We start from the raw sequence: 22804 nt of genomic DNA on the forward strand, positions 1-22804 counted from the left end.
ACGGACGAGTAATCCTTGGGGTGAGGCGCGCAAAATTGGCTCCTCGCCCTGATTGTTTCTAAGGAACTATAAAAATGATGGTTCTCTATTCGGGTACAACCTGCCCATTTTCTCAACGTTGCCGTTTAGTGCTGTTTGAAAAAGGCATGGATTTTGAAATCCGTGATGTTGATCTGTTTAATAAACCGGAAGATATTTCGACCATGAATCCTTATGGTCAGGTACCGATTCTGGTTGAACGTGAATTGATTCTGTATGAATCCAATATCATCAACGAATATATCGATGAACGCTTCCCGCATCCACAACTGATGCCGGCGGATCCGCTGCAGCGTGCACGTGCACGTCTGATGCTGTTTAACTTTGAAAAAGAATTGTTCGTTCACGTTCATACGTTGGAAAATGACAAGAGCAGCAGTTCCGCTAAAATTCAGGACAAAGCACGCGCTGAAATTCGTGATCGCCTGACGCAACTGGCACCTTTATTTATCAAAAATAAATACATGCTGGGCGATGAGTTTTCCATGCTCGACGTAGCGATTGCACCATTGTTATGGCGTCTGGATCACTACGGTATCGAATTGTCGAAAACCGCTGCACCTATCATGAAATATGCTGAGCGCATTTTCTCCCGCCCAGCCTACATTGAAGCGTTGACACCTTCCGAGAAAGTGATGCGTCGCTAAGCTCTGAATGATACGTCTTCTGTATCAACGGTATTTCAACAAGGCTGACTTATTCCATCAAGTCAGCCTTGTTGTTTTTATCGGTCCCATCTATTCTTAAACTTTGATCTGTTGAGTAAGCATCATGCAAGAAACATCGACGAAACCTTATTTCATGCGTGCCATTTACGAATGGTGTACTGATAATGGCTATACACCTTATATGGCGGTGAAAGTGCAGGGCGGTGCACGGGTGCCTATGGAATTTGTCCGGAATGGCGAAATTGTACTGAACATCAGTTTTGGCGCGACCAGTGGCCTGAAAATGGATAACGAAGCCGTGACATTCAAAGCCAGATTCGGCGGCGTTTCCCGCGAGATTTACGTTCCTGTCGCGAATGTGATGGCAATTTATGCAAGCGAGAATGGTCAGGGAATGGCGTTTGAGCTGGATTTTTCCGAGCTGGAAGAAACGCAGGAAACAGTGCGATCCGCAGAGGAAAAAGAAATACCTGAAAACGAGGCGCCGCCGAGAAAATTAGGTTTGGCCGCGGTCAGTTCCAAACCGGATAGCGAAGAAAAAGCGGATTTATCCACTGAACAAAAAAAATCAGAAAAAAAATCAGAAAAGCCCTCGCTAAAAATAATAAAGTAGCCTATAATCTTGGTCTTCGGGAATGCAACGGAAACGAAGCAAACACGATAAGATTTTCGCCGGCTTAGCTCACTTGGTAGAGCAGTTGACTTGTAATCATCAGGTAGCCAGTTCGATTCCGGCAGCCGGCACCAATTAAAAACCCATCGTTAGCAATAACGGTGGGTTTTTTCTTTGCCATCGCATTTTCTTATTCGCGGTGCTGCCCTGATAATTCCTGCTCTTTCAAACATAACTGTGCACAGCTCTGCATGGTCATACTGCGCAAGCGTGTGCTGATGAGCCAGTGTTGGCGGCACAGAAAAAATACACAGAGGAGTTTCATGAAAAAAATAATCAACAGTGGCTTGTGTTTATTTCTCGCCGCCAGCGCAGCGATGGCGGTTGCCGATGACGGCAAGCTGAGTCTGGAGATGCTGTATCACCCGCTGAAGAAAGAGAAATTCGATACCCGCCCGCTGACACGTTTGTCGTGGGATCAGCAAAACAGTCTGATCGAGTCCGAAGTGAAAGACGGTGTCGTCAAGCTTTCGGTTGTGAATACCGATACCTGGGAAAAACAGGCGCTGACGGTTGATGGGAATATTCTGCGCTATCTTAAAACTGCTGGGATAGACGATAAAGCGGCCCTGACTCTGGCGGAAAAGCTGGGGCAACAGGTGCAAGCTGAAGTGAAGTCGTATTTGTTCACCTATAAAAATGATTTGTGGCTGCTCGATCTGCAAAATGCACGCGCACGCGAATTGACGCATACGCCGGATCAGGCCGAAGATGAAGCGATACTCTCGCCGGACGCGAAATCGGTCGCGTACCTGAAAGGGAATGACCTGTATCTGACCGACATCGCCAGCGCGACAGAGAAACGTCTGACGACCGGTGGCAGCGAGACGAATCTGAATGGTCGTCTCGACTGGGTCTATATGGAAGAAATATACGGACGCGGCAAATTGCGGGCATTCTGGTGGGCGCCGGATTCACAGAAACTCGCGTTTCTGAATTTCGATGAAAGCAAAGTGCCGGTCTACACCCTCAGCGGTGATCATGCGCAGCCCCTGAAAACTAATCTGACCCGCTATCCGAAAGCGGGCGATCCGAATCCCATAGTCAAATTAGGTATCGTTGATAAAGACGGCAAACTGAGTTGGACAGTCAATCCTTATCCCGAAAAAGAAACCCTGATCGTGCAAGTCGGCTGGACGCCGGACGGCAAGTTGCTGGCCGGTTGGCAGGATAGAGTGCAGACCTGGCTCGATCTGCGTTTGTATGATGCGAATATGCAGCAGAGTAAAGTGATCGTGCGCGAGACCAGCCCGGCATGGACGGAGCGTCTGCCATTTCCGGTGTTTCTGAAAGACGGCGGCTTTATCTGGGAATCGGATCGCAGCGGGCATCGTCATTTATATCGTTATGATCAGCATTATCAGCTGCAAAAAGTGATCACCAGCGGCGACTGGGATGTGCGCAGCGTGTTTGGTGTGGATGAAGCGCATCAGCGTATCCTGTTTTCTGCGAATCAGCGCAACCCTATCGGTAACGATGTCTACAGCGTCAATCTGAATGGCGAAGGCTTGCAGCGCCTGACCGAAGAATCAGGCACGCACAATGTGCGCTGGAATAAAACCTTTACCCATTTCCTCGATAGCTGGAGCAGCCTGAAACAAACGCCGAAGCAGGCCTTGTTTAACGATGCTGGAAAACAGCTCAGGCTGATCGACGACGTTGGCATGCCGGAGAAAATGCGCGGCCTGCGTCTGGCAAAAGTCAGCCAGCAACAAATCCACGCACGCGATGGATTTTTACTGGAAAGTCTGTTGTACCTGCCGCCGGATTTTGATCCTGCAAAAAAATATCCGGTGTATCAGCATTTGTATGCCGGGCCGATGGCACCGCAGGTGAATGACCGTTGGTCGAACGATTTGTACCATCACTTCCTCGCGCAACAAGGCTATATTGTGTGGGTGCTGGATAACCGCAGCGCCAGCAATAAAGGCGTGGCAAGTGCGTGGCCTATCCACAAAAAACTGGGGCAACTCGAATTACAGGATCAGCTCGATGGCCTCGCGTGGTTGCGTCAGCAAGGCTGGGCGGACATGGACAGGATTGCGCTGAACGGCTGGAGTTTCGGCGGCTATTTCACCTCGTATGCGATGACGCACAGTAAAGCCTGGAAGATAGGTTTTGTCGGTGCGCCGGTAACCGACTGGCGTCTGTATGACAGCGTATATACCGAGCGTTACATGGGCTTGCCGCAAGAAAATGCGAGCGGTTACGATCAGGGCAGCGTCTTGAAAGCGGCGAAAGATTTGCACGGCGAGATCCTGATCATGCACGGCACGATGGACGACAATGTACATCCGCAAAATACCGTGATGCTGATCGACGAGCTGATCAAAGGCGGCAAGGATTACAGCCTGCAACTCTATCCGGGCGCAGGTCACGGCCCGCGCGGTGACTGGACGATCTGGTCTTTGCAAAAAGCGAAATGGGAATTTCTGCAAAAGAAACTGTGAGCCGGAATTGCTATGAAAAAAGGACGCCGTGGCGTCCTTTTTTTTCTGTAAAAAATTAAAAAAACAGGGGAGTATATGAAGAAAACAGCTTATTCTCCTCATGAAATAAGGGGTTTAAAAAATACTGGGGGGAGTATATTTAAGCCGTTTTCGACTCGTTTTGACCCCGTTTCGGCCTTGTTTTATCTTTGCTTGCAGGCTGTTTGCGCTTTACGGACATCCAGATGCAACGGTCCGCTGCAGATCTCCTGCTGATCTTAGCCGCTGCCGTTACCAGACTTCAACGAAATAAAAAAGCCGCCACACGCAGGTGGCGGCTCGTCTCAGATCAGGTTCCGCGTGACGCCGTTGTAATGATGCCGAAGTCACGTCGCGGTGACATCACAGCGACGTGACTGCATTACTGCGCTGGCATTGCGAAGTCGGCCAGTTTCTTGTTGAATTTAAACAGCCACAAACGATTCGGACGTTCGCTGTCCGCACCGCGAGCCACGCGTACCGAGTTACCGGCAACGCAGCCAGTGGCGCCGGCCGTAGTGGTCAGTGCGCCATTCGCATCCACCGTGCATTTGGTGATATCGGCGCCTTCCACTGTTTTACCGTTCGCATCAGTAATCAGGGTTTTCAGACCGAAGTCATCATCATTCACCAATGCCAGCGTGTACTCATCGACCAGTGCCAGACCTTCGGCTTTTTCTGCCAGCCAGCCTGCGCCGTTCAGATCAAACAACACGGTCTTTTTGAGCGTCACCACATTCGCATAATTCACACCGTTAACCGCTGCCCCTGTCATGCTGCTCTTTTCGAGATCGGTGCCCATCGCTGCAATATCGGTCGCATCGCTTGGAATCTGTACCAGCATCAGACGATTGAAGACCTTGCCGTCAACGCTGGCACCCTGTTCAATCACAATGAATTTACCGCCACCGAGTGCGACCAGATCGCCGAGTTTAGCGCCGCCGGTTTTGCCGGATGCATACATCGTGCTGTCGAGCGGATACGCATACAACTTCGTTTTTTCTGTCGTCGGATCGAACTCAACCCAGCGGTTAAATTTGGCGTAATCCTTGATGCTTTCATTCGTCGCAACGGTCGCGCCCGGCACTTTATAAGACGCTTTGCCATCATCCAGCGGGCTTTGAATAAAGCCCTGCAATTTACCTGTGGCTGCATCGAGCGACAGACCTTCCATGCCACGATTCGCACGGCGTTTCAGCAGCACTGCGGGCAGGTCGGCAGCACCGGTACCTGGCTGATATTTTTTCAGAATGATGCCGGTATTCATATCGATCTTCAGGATGAACGGACCATATTCATCCGATACCCAGAACACACCGCGCGCCGTGTCGAGCACGACGGATTCGGTATCGAGACCGTAATCGCTGAAGGTGGTTTTGCTGGCGGCATCGTATTTCATCGCGTCGTTCAGCGGCACCTCGCCGGAGGAGCCGACTTTGCCAGCGGCGATCGATAAGCCTGACGCATTGATGGTGCTGCTGAATTTAATCGGCATCGATGATTTCAATGTCGCGCCGTTTTTACCGACCGAGATCAGACCGATTGATGGCGTGAAACTCGGTGAAGGGAAAAATTTGGCGTCGCTGGTACCAGTGGCACCGGCGGTCACGACTGAATTAGGTACTTTCGGGCCGTCGCCGTTCGGGCCGCGATCGGTAATACCGTAGAACTCCAGAGAACCATCGGCCGCTTTGCCTTTAAACGTCAGGCCAGAACCATACGATGGCAAAAAGCCTTTCGGGAAATCGGCTTTTACGGCTGCATTTGTGCCTTCATACGGAACATAAAATGCATCTGCCGCTTTGATCTGATAGCGCGTCACATTCGCCACCACCGTGCCGAGTGCATTGGTTTGCGTGACCGCATCAACGACAGGCTTGTCCATTTTGGACGCGAGCGTATCTTCAAAATGTTCTCGTACTAATGCGCGACGATCCGCATCCGCGCTGCGGCTCTGATAGGCAGCCGGCAGTTTGCTCAGCAGATTCGTCATCGCCGTGTTGAAAGTCGCCGCATTCGCGTTGAAATCCAGAGCCTGACCTGCCAGCGCAGTTTTAACTGTAGAAGATAAGCGTATGCCATTCGAAGGATCATTATCTTCATCCAGCAATTGCAAGGCCATCAGGCGATTGACGACTTTATCGTCGTTGCTGTTGCTCAGATTTGCCAGGCTCAGTGGCGTGATCACTGCCGCACATGGCGCAGAACCGAGGCTGATGCCACCGACTGAAAAACTCATGCTGTCGCCGCTGTTGCAGCTAAAGCCGCCATCGACTTGCGTTGTACCTTTTGCTGTGCCGCTGGTGTAATCCAGACCTTCCACCGCTGCATCCAGAAACACGCCTGACTGTGCGACCGGTGCCGGGGTGGCTGTGGATGTCGTGTCGGAGCCTCCGCAGGCGGCCACCAAAGCGCTTGCCGTCAGCGCGGCCAGCAGCGATACATTTTTGTTGTGATTCATGTGTTGATCCTGTGCTTGTCGAGGTTGACTGCTTTGCAGCAATCGCTGTTGTTTGACGAGGTGCTTGCAAGCACGCCGTTACCGGGTGCAGGGCGATGAATGTGATCGCAAGTAACAAAATGTAGCGACCGGATATGACCCTGTGATTACAGCGATGACAGATAACAACAGCACAGAGAGTTGGAACAACTTATGTGGAAGATGAGAAAGAAGACGCAGCCATATGCGCGATTCTGCGTGATGGCGGAGATCCGCGTTAGTTGCGTGAATTTATTGGCTGTCTTTTAAACCTTGCCAGCGCGGTGTCAGATCGTGCGGCAGGGAAAACATATCGAGTACGCGACCGACCGTGTGATCGACCATTTCCTGTATCGATTGCGGACGGTGGTAAAAACCGGGGAGAGGGGGGAAGATGATGCCGCCCATTTCGGTGACGGCGGTCATATTGCGCAGATGCGCGAGATTAAATGGGGTTTCCCGTACCATCAATATCAGGCGGCGGCGTTCTTTCAGCACGACATCGGCAGCGCGCGTGATCAGATTATCTGACATGCCATGCGCCACCGAGGCCAGCGTTTTCATCGAGCACGGTGCGATCACCATACCGTCTGATTGAAACGAACCGCTGGCGATGCTGGCGCCGACATCACGCACATGATGCACGACATCAGCGAAGGCCTCGACGTCCTTACGCTTCATATCGAGTTCCTGATGCAGATTCAAGACCCCGGCTTCAGAAATCAGCAGATGCGTTTCGACATCCGGGTTTGCCTGTAATACTTGCAGCAAGCGCACGCCATACACTGAGCCGGTCGCGCCGGTGATGGCGATGATCAGGCGTTGTTTCGGTTGTGCGCTGGTGCTCGTCATTGATGGCTCAGTCTTTCAACAAGGTTTGCAGTTCGCCGTTTTCAAACATCTCGTTCATGATGTCAGAGCCGCCGATGAATTCGCCTTTGATGTACAACTGCGGTACGGTTGGCCAGTTAGAAAAATCTTTGATGCCCTGACGCACTTCCGGGTCTTCCAGCACATTGACTGTCACCAGATTCTGTACGCCGCAGGCTTTCAATACCTGCACCGCACGACCGGAAAATCCGCATTGCGGGAATTGGGCAGTCCCTTTCATGAACAACACGACAGGGTTTTGGGTAACGGTTTCTTTGATCCAGCTTTGTACGTCGCTCATGGCTTTTCCTTGGTTAATAATGTGCCGCCATTATAAAGGAAACTCCGGTAGCGCTCCTGCGCGCCAACAGCGTGACTACAGGCGCTGTTTTGCACTAGAGGAATAAATATACTCCCCTGGAGTATATGTTTAACACCCAATGAATATAAGGAGATCAGCATAGTTTTGAAAAAATATGGGGGGAGTATATGTTTTTAACCAGGATTGACCTAACTCAAGGATTTCCAATCCGGTCCGCGCAATACCGACGGAGCGGGGCGCGTTTAACAGATGCTGCGAATCAGCGCTACGACCCCGCGCCGACAGAACCAAGGCCTGAACTGTGCAGTAATAAAACTTTTCCGTTGCGACGGATCAGCGTATCCGTGCTGCGCGAGCGGATATGCATCAGCGTTCCGGCAACGTCCAGCGAACTGCTGACATCCACCGTCGCAGTTTTGCCGTCCGGCGACAGCGAGATGCTGTGTATCGCGTATTGAGAATCCAGTTGCAACATGCCGCCCATTTTCTCGCCGAGCTTTTCCCAGGTCGCATACAAGTCACGATAGGAGTCGCAGGCTTGCTGCTTGTTTTGGTTCACCGTTTGCCTGTTTCCGGCTGTGCTGACGCTGCCAGTGGAGTGAAAATCCGGCGCCAGCAGCGCGCATATCGCGTCAGGCTGACGCTGCAACGTCGCGATTTCAAGATCGCGGTAAAAGCCATTGACATGTTCAATCGACAGCTTGCGCCCACCGATGAAATACCACCAGCCGCAAGCGGCAATTAGCACAAGGAACAATATTTTTCGCATTATGTGTTCAATCTAAATATCGGGTTTGCAATGCCCGCAGCAGATGCTAGTGAGCGTCGCGGGTGATGAGCAAGAGCGTGTGCAGCCATCGCCAAACGCCATTTATCAGAACATCATAAACGTTAAGACAGAGTTCAGAACTGGCTCACACGCTTGCGAATATAATCTTTAATGTTAAGCCGCTTCAAGGATGCGGCGTATTTCTGGTCTTGGTTTTTGGCTGGCTTGCCACAGATCGTAATCGGCTTGCAGCCCCATCCACATTTCAGGGCTGGTGCCCAACGCGATTTCCAGACGCAGCGCCATTTCTGGTGACATATCGCTACTGCCATGAAGCAAGCGTGAGAGTGTGGTGCGGTCAATTGACAGGCGACGGGCGGCCTCGGCAACCGACATATCACCTAGCCATTCTTGCAAAATCAGGCCGGGGTGTGGTGGGTTAAATAAACGTGTCATCGTGTGCTCCTAGTGGTAATCCTGATCGTTGACCAGGATGGCATCGCCATCTTCAAACCGGAAAGTCAGTCGCCAGTTGCCATTCACCGTGACTGACCAGTGGCTAGCCAGATCACCTTCTAAGATATGTAACTTCCAGCTCGGTACTCCCATATCTTCAGGCTTGTGTGCATGACTTTGCAATAGATGGACACGTTAAATATATGAAGGGAGTACTTGCAAAACATGATGCCTGGAACGCGCCCTACGCTTGCTTGCTATTTGTAGTTGACCTCAACCCACCATTTCGTTTTATTTTGAAGTCTTTTAAAATCTTTACGCTTATCTGTTTTTACTGTACGCATTGGATCAATAACATACTCATCTTTTGAATTTCTGTGATAAACAACCCAATGCCATGAACCTGTTTTAGGTCGATAATTTATGGCGAGTATTGCTGTATCAGGGAGCGCGTCAAAGCTTTTGAACTTTCTACGTCTTTGACCTAAAGACAAATCAAATTTTTTGGCTAAGTTGTGCAAATCTTTTGCGCTGGTGTATAAGGTGCGACCTTTTAGTAAGTCAATTTCAAGTGCCGCTTTTCGAACCTTTTTGTATGTTGTGTTTGATAACATCGCTACACATGCCAAACCACAACCAGTTCGATCTTCTTGAACAATTCTATGCATGATGCTTCTTTTGCGCATAACGTTTATTTAATTTGACAAAAGTGAAGCTTAACTCTGAATGTCAAAAAAGACAATTTTCTTCATGAACCTTGAAATCCGTAGGAAGTCTTGTTGCCTTTGCTTATGCTGAATATCGAGCCAGGTTAACCAAACGGACAATAACCCTACTTCATCGACATCGCCAAAACCGTGTTGATTGAATCAGGTGCAGAAAGGTTTGCGTTATAAGTACGAGTCGCCACCATTCAGCGAGCCGAAATCGTACGACATGCAGGATGCCGCAAAAAAACACCCCGGTAAAAACCGGGGTGTTTTTTTGTGTTACTGCAGTGTTATCTTTCGCAGAATTTTTAATCTCAACCACGTAATTTCGCAAACGCCGCTGCCATCGCATTGCCTGCCGGGGCGGCTTCTTGCTTGCGTTGTTGCTGGTGTTGGCCGAGGCGTTTGGCGTCGTTGCGGTCGCCGCGTTGTTCCGGTTTGCTGCCGGGTTGCGGTGCGCTGTCGGTGAGGCGCATGGTGAGCGCGATACGTTGGCGTTTGACATCGACTTCCATGACTTTGACTTTCACCACCTGACCGGCTTTGACGACGGTGTGCGGGTCTTTGACAAAGGTGTTCGACAGCGCTGAAATATGCACCAGACCATCCTGATGCACACCGATATCGACAAACGCGCCAAACGCGGCCACGTTGGTGACGACGCCTTCTAAAATCATATCGGGCTGCAAATCTTTGATGTCTTCCACGCCGTCTTTAAAGGTGGCGGTGGTGAATTCAGGGCGCGGATCGCGGCCCGGTTTTTCCAGCTCTTTAATGATGTCGGTGATGGTCGGCACACCAAATTTTTCATCGGCGTATTTGGCTGCGTTCAGCGATTTCAATAAGCCGCTGTCGCCGATCACGCCTTTCACATCTTTCTTGATATCGGCCAGAATTTTTTCGACCAGCGGATACGATTCCGGATGCACTGCGGATGCATCGAGCGGATTGCTGCCGTTCATCACGCGCAAAAAGCCGGCGGCTTGTTCAAATGTTTTGTCACCGAGGCGCGGTACTGCGCGCAGATCGGCGCGTGAACTGAACATACCTTTGGCATCGCGGAAATTGACGATGCTTTGCGCGACACTGGCAGACAAGCCGGACACCCGCGCCAGCAGAGGCGCAGAGGCGGTATTCACATCAACACCGACCGCATTCACGCAGTCTTCGACCACCGCATCGAGCGAACGGGCGAGCTGGGTCTGGCTGACATCATGCTGATACTGACCAACACCGATGGATTTCGGATCGATCTTCACCAACTCCGCCAGCGGGTCTTGCAGACGACGTGCAATCGAGACCGCGCCACGGATGGAGACATCCAGATCAGGCAATTCTTTAGACGCAAATTCTGAGGCGGAATACACCGATGCACCGGCTTCAGAGACAACGATTTTCGTCAGCTTTAATTCTGGTTTGAGTTTGATTAAATCCTGCGCCAGTTTGTCGGTTTCGCGTGAGGCGGTGCCGTTACCAATCGAGATTAATGACACCTGATGTTTTTCAGCGAGCTTCGCCAGCGTATGCAGCGAGCCGTCCCAGTCATTGCGCGGCTGATGCGGGTAAATCGTGGCGTGTTCCATGACTTTGCCGGTCGCATCCACAATCGCAACCTTCACACCGGTACGCAAGCCAGGATCGAGACCCATCGTGGCGCGCGGCCCTGCTGGTGCTGCCAGCAATAAATCTTTGAGGTTGCGCGCAAACACGTTGATGGCTTCGATTTCTGCGCTCTCGCGCAGCTTGCCCATGAGCTCGGTTTCCAGATGCATGAAGACTTTGACGCGCCAGGCCCAGCGCACGGTATCGGCCAGCCATTTGTCGGCCGGGCGATCTTTCTGACTGACGCCGAAACGTGCGGCGATGCGGCTTTCACATGGGTTCAGCGGCGCATCCCATTTTGGTTTTTCTTCTTCGGTATCGAGTCGTAAAGTGACGGTCAGCATTTCTTCACGGCGGCCACGGAACAAGGCCAGCGCGCGGTGCGATGGAATCGTGCCGAGGGTTTCTGAGTAATCGAAATAATCGGCAAATTTTTCACCGGCATCTTCTTTGCCTGCGACGACTTTCGATTCGACGATGCCGTGGTCGTTCAGATATTCGCGCAGCGCTTGCAACAGGCTCGCATCTTCAGCAAAACGTTCCATCAGAATCTGACGTGCGCCATCAAGTGCAGCTTTGGTATCGGGCACGCCGGGGTTGTCGCCGTTGTCGGTGCTGAACGCGGGCTTCAGATAATTGGCAGCCTCTGTTTCCGGCGTCAGCATGGGGTCGGCCAGCAAGGCATCCGCCAGCGGCAGCAAACCTGCTTCAACGGCGATCTGCGCTTTGGTGCGGCGTTTCGGTTTGTACGGCAGATATAAATCTTCGAGACGGGTTTTGTCTTCGGCGTGCGTAATCGCATCGAGCAAGACTGGCGTCATCTTGCCTTGTTCATCGATCGAGGCGATGATGGCGGCGCGGCGGTCTTCGAGTTCGCGCAGATAACGCAGACGTTCTTCGAGCAGACGCAATTGCGTATCATCGAGGCCGCCGGTGACTTCTTTACGGTAACGGGCGATAAACGGTACGGTCGCGCCTTCATCCAGCAAGGCAACAGCAGCGGCCACCTGTACCGGCTTGGCGGCGAGTTCTACGGCGAGTCTTTGTTCAATCGAAGGCAGCATAAATCCAGAATCCAGACAATAAAAAAGCAATGAAGGCGCAGATGATACGCAATTTGCAGCGTTGCGCCAGTCTTGACAGTCGTTCTGACTGCGGTTAATAGTCGGCATTCTGGCGTGGCTTGGTTCCCGCAGCATCCCGGAAGGATGACCCGCAGCGCCGCAGAAATCCCGCTCAGGAAGCAAAAAAAGGGGAGAAGAGGGGGAGTATGTGGCGATTTACGCTTATTCTCTTAATGAAATCAAGGGTGTTTACATATACTGGGGGGAGTATTTTAAGGGTGATTTTCATGTTTTTTGGCCTTCCCAAACAGATCAGACATGCCGCTGTATGGCTGGCGGCGGGCTTGCTGATTTGGCTGATGTTGCTATCGCTGGTGATACGCCCGGCGCTGGCGGCCCCTGCGCCTGCGGACAACAGCCGTGTTGTTACTACTGCTGCCATCGCCGCAATCACATCGGCAGTTTCAGCTTCGGCGGCAACGGCGGCAACTGCAAGCTTGAAATTGCAGCCATCAACATTCACCTTTGCCGATGGCGGCGTTGCCCTGTTTTATCAATGGGATAAACAGCCGTGGCAGGCGGAAACTGCGGTGTCTGCGCCGACGATTTCCGCGGCTGCACCGGTGAATCTGATCTTCGTTGTCGCCGGTGCAGGTTGCGGCAGCATGGGGCGATATTTGCCGCAGTATTTCACCGGATTCGAAGGCGAATCAGGGGCGACCCGCATCAGCGTTTTGCAGAAGCGCCATATCAGCGATCAGGCCAGCGGCGATGAATGCAGCGAGGCATTTATCCGCGCCGATCATCTGAGCCAATGGCAGGCCGATCAGCGGGCATTCATACAAGCGCAGTTGCGCCAATTCAAACAACAAGGCGTGCAGCCACGGCGCGTGATTTTGTTGGGTATTTCTGAAGGTGCAGAGCTGGTGCCGTTGTTGGTGCCGCTGTTGGCGCGCGATCTGCCGCACATCACGCATCTGGCCTTGCTGGCGAATGAGGGAAACAGCGCGATTCCCACGTACCGCGCGCTCGCTGGCATCTATCCGCATATGCAGCAGGGCTGGAATGTTTTATCCCGCGCACTGGCAAGTTCCCCTGCTGACCCTGAGCAGTCACGTATTCACGGACGCAGCTGGCGCTACTGGTCGGAAATCGCTGGCGTTGATCAGACGCGCAATCTGATCGCCGCTCGCTTGCCGGTGTTCGTTGGTATCGGTGAGGCGGACACCTTAATTCCGCCGGGCGCGGCAAACGCCTTGAGAAAAGCCTTCAGCGATGCCGGGCGCAGCGATCTGCAATTGCGTGTTTATCCCGGTGCTGATCACGGCTTGCGTGGTGAGCATAAAAATTATCTGCCAGATTTCATGTGGCAACTGGATCAGTGGTTGCTCGATGAAGAGAATCCGAAGCCCAGCTTCCGGTGATGGAGTTTGATTAAAAGCAAAGTTTATTTGCTGCAAAAATAATAATTTTGAAAAAGTGTTGTTTTGTATGTTTTGCTAACAATTTTAAGCATTACAAAAACAAACGCGCTCTTTATAATTTCCCGTTTTAATGCTGGTCATGCCTTGGTAATACCTTATTTTGCAGGGCAGTATTTATCACTTTGTACGATGTGTACCTGATCGTTACAAAAATGATGTTGCTAGTCCGGCCGCCTTTTTCAACACTCAAATATATAAGCTAAATGCGCCTCTCTTCCTTCTCGCTCACACCTCTGGTTGCTGCTCTGGTTCTCACTGGTTGCGTTACGACGCAAACCCACGACAGCAAAGTCTCTAACTCACTGGCAGTTGTTAAAACCGGGCAGATCGAGGATGCGATCCGTCAGGTGGAAGAGCAGACTAAAGGTGCTAATCAGAATGATTTATTGCTGAATCTGGAAAAAGGCGAACTGATGCGTATCGGCAAGCGTTATCAGGACAGCTTGAATGCGCTGACAATTGCCGACACCAAGGTGAAAGAGTGGGAAGAAAACGCTAAAAGTAATCCGCAGAAATTGATGGGCCAGATCGGCGCCACGATCATGGGCGATGCCAGCCGCGATTACGAAGGGCAGGATTACGAAAAAGTGATGCTGACTGTACGGATGGCGATGGATCGTATCAATCTGGGTGATCTTGATACTGCCCGCGTCGATATCAAACGCACGCATGAGCGTGAAGCGGTGATTGCTGAATTCCGTTCCAAAGAAACAGAGTCCGCCGAAAAGGAAGCGAAAGAAAAAGGTGTAACAACCAGTAACAAGGAAATTAACGGTTATCCGGTTGAAACCCTGAATGACCCTGAAGTGCTGAAACTGAAGAACGGTTATCAGAATGCACTGAGTCATTACCTCGCAGGTTTTGTATACGAAGCCCTGAATGAACCAGGTCTGGCGGCACCAGGCTATCGCAAGGCGATAGAATTGCGCCCGGATTTACCGGTACTGGAAGATGGCTTGAAAGGCCTCGATCAACGCACCAGTTTCCGTCGCAAAAAAGGCGTGACGGATGTCCTGTTCGTGGTCGAAACCGGTAATGCGCCAGCCCGCCAGTCGCAGAAATTTGCACTGCCATTGCCGACTTCACGCGGTCTGGTTACGGTATCGCTGACATTCCCTGTGATCCAGCCGGATAAAGAAGCGGCGGTGATCCGCTCGGTGAATATTGCGAATCAATCTTTGCCAACGGCATTGATCACTGATTTCAACGTGATGGCGCGTCGTGCATTGAAAGATGAAATGCCAGGTATTTACACCCGTGCTGCGATCCGCGCAATTACCAAAGGTGTGGTGCAGGATCAGGTCAATAAAAACTTCGGCGCACTCGCTGGTCTGGCTGCTAATATTGCCGTGGTAGCGACTGAAGGCCCGGCAGATGATCGTATGTGGCGTAGTTTGCCAGAGCGCGTCTTTATTGCTCGTGCGTTTTTACCACCGGGCGAATATGATGTGAATTTTTCGGGTCGTCCTGGCGAAAGCACCAAGCTGAGTATTGATGGCCGTTACATGGTGGTGCCAGTGCGTTTGTATCCGAACAAAACTTATGTCGGTGATCTGGCAAAATTCGGTAGCGTGACACCAGCGGCGCAAATCGCAGCGGAAACGCCAGCGGTAAAAGCTGCACCGACGAAGCCAGCGAACAGAAAAGCAGCGCAAAAGCAGGTGAAACCAGCTGCTGCTACTGCAGGTGCTAACTAAGTAAAACTGGCAAGACGACAGAAACCAGTCGATTTAATTGATGTACAAAGTTACTAAGGAAAAATCATCCATGATGTCTAAAAAAATTGCCGTTTGTGCGGCTGTCATCGCAGCCTGCTTTGCTGCACCGGTCATGGCCGAAGATGTGCCAAATGCAGTTTCTCCTGGCATTGCTGCGAAATTAATGGTGCGTGGCACGCTTGAAGGTGTGCAGGTGACTGATCTGCGCGGTCAGCGTCGCAATGATGTGCTGGTTGTGCAGGCCGAAATGTATAACACCACGGCGAAAGATGTGCGCGTGTATTACCGTTTCCGCTGGACAGATGCGGCCGGTATGCAGGTTGGCGACGGCGAAGTCTGGAAACCATTGATGATACTGGGTAAGCAAAGCCAGCTCGTCAAAGGCACCGCCTATGGCCCGCAAGCGACAGATTTCAAAATCGAAATGAGCGCTGAGCCACGTTAATCACAGATTTGTTTTAAAAAAATTGTACAGAACTACGGAGTTATTATGAAACGCATTTCCTCTTTATCCACTACTTTGTGCCTGATGATTCTGGCCATGACTTCTCTGTCTGCCTGCCAGACAAAATTATCGCAGCCGACAGTCAGCCTCGCGCGTCAGGTCAATTATGGCGACAACAAAGCAGTAGAAACAGTGACGAATGAATTCGGTTCGACTGACCTGCAAATGATTGCAGAAAAAATGGTCGGTTCCTTGCTCGAAGATCCGGCACTGGCAAATCGCCCGACACTGACACTGGCTGGCGTGCGCAATAAAACCAGCGAATACATCGACACTAAATCGATCATGAACAGTATTCAGACTGCGTTGGTGAAAAGTAAAAAAGTAAAATTCACACGTAGCGCTGATGAAATGCAGCAAGGCGTGGATGAGTTACAACGTCAGAATCAAAGTGGCTTGTACAAATCCCAGGGTAAAGCCAAAGTGGGCAACATGACGGCAGCGAAATATTCACTCGAAGGTGAAATCGTTTCTATCGTCAAACAAAATTCCACGACTAAAGATGTGTTCTACAAGATGACATTGAAACTGTATGACATCGAAGATGGTTCCATCGAATGGCAAGATGAAAAAGAAATCCGTAAAACATCGAAAAAATAATCAGCCCTGATCAATCTTTAACCGGTTTTTAACCGGCTCCTGAAGGACGCAAGATGTTGAATATGAAAAAAATTCTGGCAGGCGTTTTCTGCTCCGCAGCGGCATGCAGCGCGCTGGCAGCAGAACCGAAAATTGCCGTGACCGATCTGACTTACGAAGAAAAAGTCAGCGAGTATTTCCGTGTCGTTTCTGCCAGCAGCAAAAGCAGCGTCAAAGGTAGCTACAGCGAACGCGAAACCGATCGCAGCTATTCACAACGCGGCAAAATTGATGCCAAGAGCGAAAGCAATTACTACGAAGCGGAAGGTTTTTACACCTATATCGATCGTGGCGAATTAAAAACCTACACGGCCGATTTGAAAGGCGCGATGATCAAAGGCGGTGGTGTGCATCTGATTCAGGCGCGTCCGTATGTTGGTAAACCGATGGAAAAAATTTACGACATCATCGGTCGCATCAAACAAGGCATGTATCCCGGTGCGGATTATGTGTTGTTCGGCACAGTCAGCAATATCCAGTTCCGTCAGGAAAGCAATCAACTGCAATACGGCAATTCGATGACAGCCAGCCTGTCACTCGATCTGGTGGCCGATTTCAGCCTGATTAATACCAAAACCTATGAAGTCAAAGCGGCATTCAGCGCGAGTGGTTCCGGTGTTGATACCAAAATCATCAGCCGTGCCGGTGATCGTGTTGTCTTCAATCGCGGTAAGGTCATGCAGGAAACGTCACGCAGTCTGGCAGATGCTGCCTATAACGAGCTGATGGTGCAGTTCGGTTTGCCACGCGGCGCGAACCGTCCGGCGAATGCCAATGGTCAGCCAGTGGTACCTGCAGTGCCAGTACAAAATACGGAACCAGTAACGGTGTATCGTTAATCGGTGATCGCTGTTTTAGTAACTGAAAAGCCAGCAGCAATGCTGGCTTTTTTATGGAAGTTTCATCCGCGAAACTGCGTAATATCTTGTGTGAAATTGTTGCGTGAAATGGCATTTTTAGGGGAGTATAAGCAAAAAATGCCATCATCTCCTTATGAAATAAGGGCTTTAAAATATACTCCGGGGAGTATATTTGATGCCAAATGACAGACTGGTGCCGTTACTGAACACCTGGCCGGTCGTATAGCTGATCTGCGCGAGATGTTTATTTTATGCGCCGTGTTGCCGGAAATGTCTGCCTGAATTCTTTTTGAATAGGTGATTGAATGATGAAACATAAACCGTTTGCGCAGTTGTTCTTCGCCGCTATTTTTGCGCTTGCCGCAAATGTCGGGAACGCCGCGAATGCCGCTGGGGCAGATCGATATGTCCCTGTATGCGTTGATATAAAAGGCATACAGGCAGAAGCTGAGTGCCTCTCTCATGAGCTTGATTTGAAAGAGGCTCAATTTAAAAAGTACTATCTGGCAGCGCAGAAGCTGGATATAAAAATATACGGCGGCAACGCCGAGGAATTGGCTGAATCACAGCAGCTGTGGGAAAAGTATCTGCGAAAGCATTGCGACTATCTGTACAGCCGTGAGCAAGGTACTGCCCGGATACGCGATTCTGCCGAGTGCCAGTTGCGACTGTATGACGAGCGCATTGACGAAATATGGGTTTCGTATTTAAGGTATTTTGGTTCTGCTGAGCCGGTTCTTCCCGATCCACGGAAATAATGTTTCTTCATGGCGCAGATGCTTTGCAGCGGTTGTAGTCGCGCCATGCATGAAATAGGCAACGTGCGTGGTCATGATGGCCTATACTGAATCTTCACTTGCATACGCGGGTGTTTATCCGGAGTCAGATCATGAGCAAAGTTACCAAGAGCAATAAAGAAACCAAGAAGCAGGCCTCATCCACTCCTAAAGAAAAAAAGGCAGCAAAGGAAGCGAAGAAAGTAGCGAATGCTGTTATTCCCTGGACACCGCGCGCATAACCGCGTTGACTTGAGCGAAAAAAAACGATGCGTTGAACTGCATCGTTTTTTTTCGCCGGTCAATGTTAGCGATCAATATCAGCGATAAATATCGGGCCGATGAATTTCCATAAAATTTTCTGGCGTTGCCGGTGAGCGGAAACCAAATTTTTCATACAGGCCACGGGCAGAACTGCTGACCAGTATAAAGCGGCGTATGTTTTGCAGATCAGGATGATCCTGTATCACTTCCAGCAGACGGCGGCTATGACCTTGGCCACGGAAATCCGGCAAGACAAACACATCCATCAGATAGGCAAATGTCGCATGGTCTGTGACTACCCTGGCAAACGCGATTTGTTTGCCGTCAATAAATCCACCAAAGCACAGGGAATGCTCAATAGAGCGTTGTACCGTTTCCAGTGGAATCCCTTGCGCCCAGGGTGACGTCGTGGATAAAAAATCGTGTATCAGCGCAATGTCGAGCGCGGTTTTATCTGTCGTAATGTGCATAAAAATTCTTTTCCGATCAGCTGCGTTGTCCGCCTGTGACGCGTTCTATGCCAGCGAGGTCGTGCCAGCTTTGTACTTGCGTGTAGCCCGCGGCGTTTAACAAAGCGCGCACATCCTCGGCCTGATGATAACCATGTTCCATCAGCAGCCAGCCTTGTGGCGCAAGATGTGTATGCGCGCCGCTGATGATGTGCCGGTAAGCGCTGAGGCCGTCTGCATGATCGGTGAGTGCATTAATGGGTTCAAAGCGCAGATCGCCCTGGCTCAGATGTGGGTCATCTTTGACGATGTAGGGCGGGTTGCTGACGATGGTCTGAAATACCTTGCCGGTAAGCGCGCTGTACCAGTCGCTGTGCAGCAGTTGCAGGCGATCAGGCGGCAGTAAACGCGCGGCATTTTTGTTTGCTATCGCAAGTGCCTCAGTGCTGATATCGACGGCGCAGACATCCAGATCCTGGCGTTCGTGGGCAATCGCAATCGCAATGGCACCGGAACCGGTGCCGAGATCGAGTAGGGTGGAGTTTTGCGGTGCGAATTGTAAACCGAGTTCCACCAGCAATTCTGTGTCCGGCCGGGGAATCAATACCGCTGGTGAGGTATAAAAGGGCAGACCGAAAAATTCACGTTCACCGGTCAGATACGCGATGGGCTCGCCAGCGAAACGACGTCGCTGCAATTCGTCAAACTGAGACATTTGCTGAGCGCTGAGCTGATAGTCCGAGCGGGTAATCAGTTGTATGCGGCTAAAGCCAGTCACATGCATGAGCAACATGCGTGTTTCCAGCTTGTCCAGCGGCGACAAGCGCTCGTGATCGGCAATGCTGAGCGGCTGTCCTGCTGTCATCAGTGACGCTTTCCGAACATGCCGGTTTTTTGTTTTTGAAAAAACAGTACGATCAGCGTGAGGCTGAAAATAACAAACCAGATCATGGCCCAGGTCGGAATCGCCAGACCGAAGATCGGTGGATACGGTGTTTCACACAAACCGTCTGCGCGGAACAGGATAGGAAACCATTCCGACAAGAAGATTTTATTGAGCCCGGTTTCCAGCGGATCGATACCGCAGGAAAGCGTAGGATTCGACAAGACATACAGATGTTTGCCTGCGATGCCGATGCCGCCGAATGCTGATAAACCTGCGAGGCCGATGCCGTAACGGCGCGCATCGGCAGGAAGAAAAGCAGCGATCAGGCTGAACAGCGCGATGGCAAGGAATGCGTAACGCTGGAAGACGCATAAGGGACAAGGCAGCATCAGCTCAACGATTTGCAGATAGAGAGCAACCGCTATCAGTAGCAGGCAGGTGGCAGAGATGCCGAGTAAGACGAATTTAGAGGAACGCATGTAGGTCATTCGTAAAATGAAAGCGGATGCCAGCTTACACGCTATTTAAAGCCTCATGTTTATAAGAAACTAAATAGTATGGAATGCTGGTGTTGCTGGCGCTGTTGGTACCTTGACTTGGATAGTTTAATCGTCTCCAAGTTCCGCAAGGAGTTCAGCCTGGTGTTCTGCGATCAGGGCATTGCTCAGTTCGGTCAGATCGCCATCCATAATGAAATCGAGTTTATACAAGGTCAGATTGATGCGGTGATCAGTCATGCGGCCTTGCGGATAATTGTAAGTGCGTATGCGCTCACTGCGGTCGCCGGAACCGATCAGGCTCTTACGGGTTGCTGCCTCTTTCGCCTGCTTTTCTCTTAACTGACCATCCATGATTCTGGTGGCCAGCACCCGCATTGCCTGCGCCTTATTCTGATGCTGGCTGCGGCCATCCTGACATTCGACCACGATACCGGTAGGAATATGCGTCAGGCGCACCGCAGAATCGGTTTTATTGATGTGCTGCCCGCCGGCACCGCTGGCGCGGAAAGTGTCGATACGCAAATCGGCATTGTTGATGATCACGTCGGCGAGCTCATCCGCTTCAGGCATCACGGCGACCGTGCAGGCGGAAGTATGGATGCGGCCTTGCGTTTCTGTCGCCGGAACGCGTTGCACTCGATGTCCGCCGGATTCAAATTTCAGCTTGGAATACGCACCCAGACCGGCGATACGCACGATCACTTCTTTGTAGCCGCCAAGCTCAGAAGGCGACTCCGACATCATCTCTACTTGCCAGCGGTTACGTTCAGCGAAACGGGTGTACATGCGCAATAAATCACCGGCAAACAAGGCAGCTTCATCACCGCCGGTACCAGCTCGGATCTCCAGCAGAATATTACGTTCATCGTTGGGGTCTTTCGGCAGCAGCATTTTTTGCAGATCCGCTTCCAACGTTTGCATTTTTTCTTTTGCGGCTTCTATCTCATCTTGCGCAAATGCTTTCATGTCGGGATCGTTGAGCATTTCCTGTGCTTCGTCCAGATCGGCTTGTGCCTGCTGATAATTTTTGTAGAGAGTGACGAGCGGATCTAATTCTGCATGCTCACGGTTGAGTTTGCGGTAATTGTCCATGTCATTGGTGGCGCCTTCCTGCATCAGCAGGTGACCAACTTCGTCGAGACGTTCAGCCAGCTGATCCAGCTTGGAGAGCATTGATGGTTTCATACGGGAAGAATAGTAGGTGAATCCGGAGGGAACTGCTTCAGGCTTGAAAACAGTCACCGAGAAGATGACGCAGAGAGTCTGCATCAGAAAGAAAAGCAGAATCCGCTAACGCTTGGTGCGGAATAATTGCGGCAACAAGCTCGCCAGACGAGCCCGTTCATCGCCACTGGCCTGATGCAATGCCTGTTGCGGGCCATGCAGGAATTTGGCTGTGATACCTTTGGAAAGCGCTTCCAGCACAGCGTCGATGTCATCACCGCGCGCCAGCATTTTGCGTGCACGTTCGAGTTCCATCAGGCGGAGTTGTTCGCTGCTTTCATGTAAGTCCTGAATCACGGGCACCACCGCACGGCCATCGATCCAGTGCATAAAAGACTGCACCCGCGTTTCGATAATCGCTTCTGCCTGTGCGACGGCTGCCTGACGGCTTTCTATGCCGGTCTGCACCACACTGCCGAGATCATCCACCGTGTATAAAAACACGTCATCGAGTTTGCCGACTTCCGGTTCAATATCGCGTGGCACGGCCAGATCAACCATGAATACAGGACGATGTTTACGCGCTTTGACAACACGCTCGACCAGCCCTAATCCTATGATCGGTAATGAGGATGCAGTGCAGGAGACGATGATGTCGAACTGCGCCAGTTGTTGCGGTAAGTCAGCAAGGCGGATCGCTTTACCATTAAAGCGATGGGCAAGAGCCTCACCACGTTCCAGGGTGCGGTTGGCGATGGTCAGCGATTTCGGATTTTGCGCTGCGAAATGCGTGGCGCAGAGTTCTATCATTTCACCTGCGCCGATAAACAACACATGCTGATCGGCAATTTTGTCAAAAATACGCTGCGATAAACGGACCGCCGCCGCCGCCATAGACACGCTGTGCGCGCCGATTTCCGTGGTGCTGCGAACTTCTTTAGCGACCGCGAAAGTGCGTTGAAACATCTGATGCAGATAGGTGCCAAGACCACCTGCAGCTTCTGCCTGACGTACTGCATCTTTCATTTGCCCCAGAATTTGCGGCTCGCCCAGCACCATGGAATCCAGGCCGGAAGCAACGCGGAACGCATGACGGACGGCATTGTCTTGTGGCAGCGTGTAGAGATGCGGGCGTAAATCCGCGTAAGGCAACTGATGAAAATCTGCCAGAAAATGTGCAGTAGCGTCGACCGGATTTGCTGCGGCACAAGCTGCATACAACTCAGTGCGGTTGCAGGTCGATAAAATCGCCGCTTCATTGCCATACGAATGCGTGGAGTTTGCTGCGTTGTTGCCAAACCAAGCACGTGCAGCCACCACCGCCTGACCTATCTGTTCAGGCGAGAAGGCGACTTTTTCGCGCAGCGAGAGCGGCGCAGTCGTGTGGTTGAGTCCAACAGCAGTCAGTTGCATGCGATGTGGGGCGTAAGATCAGACCA

23 protein-coding genes and 1 tRNA gene are annotated in these 22804 nt (G+C 51.3%); 11 read left to right on the forward strand and 13 right to left on the reverse strand.

Going from position 1 to position 22804, the window contains the following annotated elements; genetic code table 11:
- Positions 1–74 precede the first annotated feature (74 nt).
- The 4 genes from H8K38_RS09255 to H8K38_RS09270 all read left to right on the forward strand — a co-directional run bounded on the left by H8K38_RS09255 (position 75) and on the right by H8K38_RS09270 (position 3830).
- Positions 75–686: a glutathione S-transferase N-terminal domain-containing protein gene (locus H8K38_RS09255; RefSeq protein WP_186884523.1), complete on the forward strand. Its 612-nt coding sequence runs from the start codon at positions 75–77 to the stop codon at positions 684–686.
- Between the two features lie 124 nt (positions 687–810).
- Entirely contained in the window at positions 811–1320 is a 510-nt protein-coding gene (locus tag H8K38_RS09260; RefSeq protein ID WP_186884524.1) for a ClpXP protease specificity-enhancing factor, read from the forward strand.
- A 58-nt stretch (positions 1321–1378) separates the two neighbouring features.
- Positions 1379–1454: transfer RNA gene (locus H8K38_RS09265), tRNA-Thr, on the forward strand.
- A gap of 189 nt (positions 1455–1643) precedes the next feature.
- The gene (locus tag H8K38_RS09270; RefSeq protein ID WP_186884525.1) at positions 1644–3830 is read left to right on the forward strand and encodes a S9 family peptidase; all 2187 of its coding nucleotides are present in this window, start codon (positions 1644–1646) and stop codon (positions 3828–3830) included.
- 400 nt (positions 3831–4230) lie between these two features.
- Here H8K38_RS09270 and H8K38_RS09275 read toward each other — a convergent pair whose 3' ends face one another.
- From H8K38_RS09275 to H8K38_RS09310, 8 genes are all read right to left on the reverse strand, one after another.
- A complete protein-coding gene (locus tag H8K38_RS09275) occupies positions 4231–6309 on the reverse strand; it encodes an esterase-like activity of phytase family protein (RefSeq protein WP_186884526.1) in 2079 nt (692 codons plus the stop codon).
- Between the two features lie 270 nt (positions 6310–6579).
- Positions 6580–7179: a UbiX family flavin prenyltransferase gene (locus H8K38_RS09280; RefSeq protein ID WP_186884527.1), complete on the reverse strand. Its 600-nt coding sequence runs from the start codon at positions 7177–7179 to the stop codon at positions 6580–6582.
- A 7-nt stretch (positions 7180–7186) separates the two neighbouring features.
- Complete coding sequence (grxD, locus tag H8K38_RS09285) at positions 7187–7498, reverse strand: Grx4 family monothiol glutaredoxin (protein WP_186884528.1); 312 nt, start codon at positions 7496–7498, stop codon at positions 7187–7189.
- A 286-nt stretch (positions 7499–7784) separates the two neighbouring features.
- Entirely contained in the window at positions 7785–8288 is a 504-nt protein-coding gene (locus H8K38_RS09290; protein ID WP_186884529.1) for a nuclear transport factor 2 family protein, read from the reverse strand.
- Positions 8289–8462: 174 nt separating this feature from the next.
- Positions 8463–8744: a HigA family addiction module antitoxin gene (locus tag H8K38_RS09295; protein WP_186884530.1), complete on the reverse strand. Its 282-nt coding sequence runs from the start codon at positions 8742–8744 to the stop codon at positions 8463–8465.
- A gap of 9 nt (positions 8745–8753) precedes the next feature.
- A complete protein-coding gene (locus tag H8K38_RS09300) occupies positions 8754–8927 on the reverse strand; it encodes a type II toxin-antitoxin system RelE/ParE family toxin (RefSeq protein WP_370587080.1) in 174 nt (57 codons plus the stop codon).
- Between the two features lie 74 nt (positions 8928–9001).
- Positions 9002–9412: a cysteine peptidase family C39 domain-containing protein gene (locus H8K38_RS09305; RefSeq protein WP_186884532.1), complete on the reverse strand. Its 411-nt coding sequence runs from the start codon at positions 9410–9412 to the stop codon at positions 9002–9004.
- A 356-nt stretch (positions 9413–9768) separates the two neighbouring features.
- Positions 9769–12120, reverse strand: coding sequence for a Tex family protein (locus H8K38_RS09310; protein ID WP_186884533.1), 2352 nt, complete (start codon positions 12118–12120; stop codon positions 9769–9771).
- Between the two features lie 287 nt (positions 12121–12407).
- Here H8K38_RS09310 and H8K38_RS09315 point away from each other — a divergent pair, with 287 nt between their 5' ends.
- The 7 genes from H8K38_RS09315 to H8K38_RS18430 all read left to right on the forward strand — a co-directional run bounded on the left by H8K38_RS09315 (position 12408) and on the right by H8K38_RS18430 (position 18344).
- Complete coding sequence (locus H8K38_RS09315) at positions 12408–13544, forward strand: serine aminopeptidase domain-containing protein (RefSeq protein WP_186884534.1); 1137 nt, start codon at positions 12408–12410, stop codon at positions 13542–13544.
- 263 nt (positions 13545–13807) lie between these two features.
- The gene (locus H8K38_RS09320) at positions 13808–15301 is read left to right on the forward strand and encodes a hypothetical protein (protein ID WP_186884535.1); all 1494 of its coding nucleotides are present in this window, start codon (positions 13808–13810) and stop codon (positions 15299–15301) included.
- A gap of 70 nt (positions 15302–15371) precedes the next feature.
- Positions 15372–15767: a YcfL family protein gene (locus tag H8K38_RS09325; RefSeq protein WP_186884536.1), complete on the forward strand. Its 396-nt coding sequence runs from the start codon at positions 15372–15374 to the stop codon at positions 15765–15767.
- Positions 15768–15812: 45 nt separating this feature from the next.
- The gene (lpoB, locus tag H8K38_RS09330) at positions 15813–16427 is read left to right on the forward strand and encodes a penicillin-binding protein activator LpoB (RefSeq protein WP_186884537.1); all 615 of its coding nucleotides are present in this window, start codon (positions 15813–15815) and stop codon (positions 16425–16427) included.
- A 53-nt stretch (positions 16428–16480) separates the two neighbouring features.
- Positions 16481–17305 (forward strand): penicillin-binding protein activator LpoB, encoded by an 825-nt coding sequence (locus H8K38_RS09335; RefSeq protein WP_186884538.1) that lies wholly within the window; start codon positions 16481–16483, stop codon positions 17303–17305.
- A gap of 326 nt (positions 17306–17631) precedes the next feature.
- Positions 17632–18084 carry a lysozyme inhibitor LprI family protein gene (locus tag H8K38_RS09340; RefSeq protein WP_186884539.1) on the forward strand — a complete coding sequence of 151 codons (453 nt, stop codon included), beginning with the start codon at positions 17632–17634 and terminating at the stop codon, positions 18082–18084.
- Positions 18085–18215: 131 nt separating this feature from the next.
- Positions 18216–18344: a hypothetical protein gene (locus H8K38_RS18430; RefSeq protein WP_255422883.1), complete on the forward strand. Its 129-nt coding sequence runs from the start codon at positions 18216–18218 to the stop codon at positions 18342–18344.
- A gap of 78 nt (positions 18345–18422) precedes the next feature.
- Here the strand turns inward: H8K38_RS18430 and H8K38_RS09345 are convergent, their stop codons facing one another.
- From H8K38_RS09345 to hemA, 5 genes are all read right to left on the reverse strand, one after another.
- A complete protein-coding gene (locus H8K38_RS09345) occupies positions 18423–18836 on the reverse strand; it encodes a GNAT family N-acetyltransferase (RefSeq protein WP_186884540.1) in 414 nt (137 codons plus the stop codon).
- Positions 18837–18852: 16 nt separating this feature from the next.
- Positions 18853–19680, reverse strand: a complete 828-nt coding sequence (gene prmC, locus H8K38_RS09350) for a peptide chain release factor N(5)-glutamine methyltransferase (RefSeq protein ID WP_186884541.1) — start codon at positions 19678–19680, stop codon at positions 18853–18855.
- Positions 19680–20180 (reverse strand): disulfide bond formation protein B, encoded by a 501-nt coding sequence (locus tag H8K38_RS09355; RefSeq protein ID WP_186884542.1) that lies wholly within the window; start codon positions 20178–20180, stop codon positions 19680–19682. The genes prmC and H8K38_RS09355 overlap by 1 nt, the downstream gene beginning before the upstream one ends.
- Before the next feature lie 126 nt (positions 20181–20306).
- The gene (prfA, locus tag H8K38_RS09360) at positions 20307–21386 is read right to left on the reverse strand and encodes a peptide chain release factor 1 (RefSeq protein ID WP_186884543.1); all 1080 of its coding nucleotides are present in this window, start codon (positions 21384–21386) and stop codon (positions 20307–20309) included.
- A gap of 105 nt (positions 21387–21491) precedes the next feature.
- Positions 21492–22778 carry a glutamyl-tRNA reductase gene (hemA, locus tag H8K38_RS09365; protein WP_186884544.1) on the reverse strand — a complete coding sequence of 429 codons (1287 nt, stop codon included), beginning with the start codon at positions 22776–22778 and terminating at the stop codon, positions 21492–21494.
- Positions 22779–22804 lie beyond the last annotated feature (26 nt).

It is taken from the genome of Undibacterium sp. FT79W (genome assembly GCF_014284215.1).
GTDB lineage: Bacteria > Pseudomonadota > Gammaproteobacteria > Burkholderiales > Burkholderiaceae_D > Undibacterium > Undibacterium aquatile.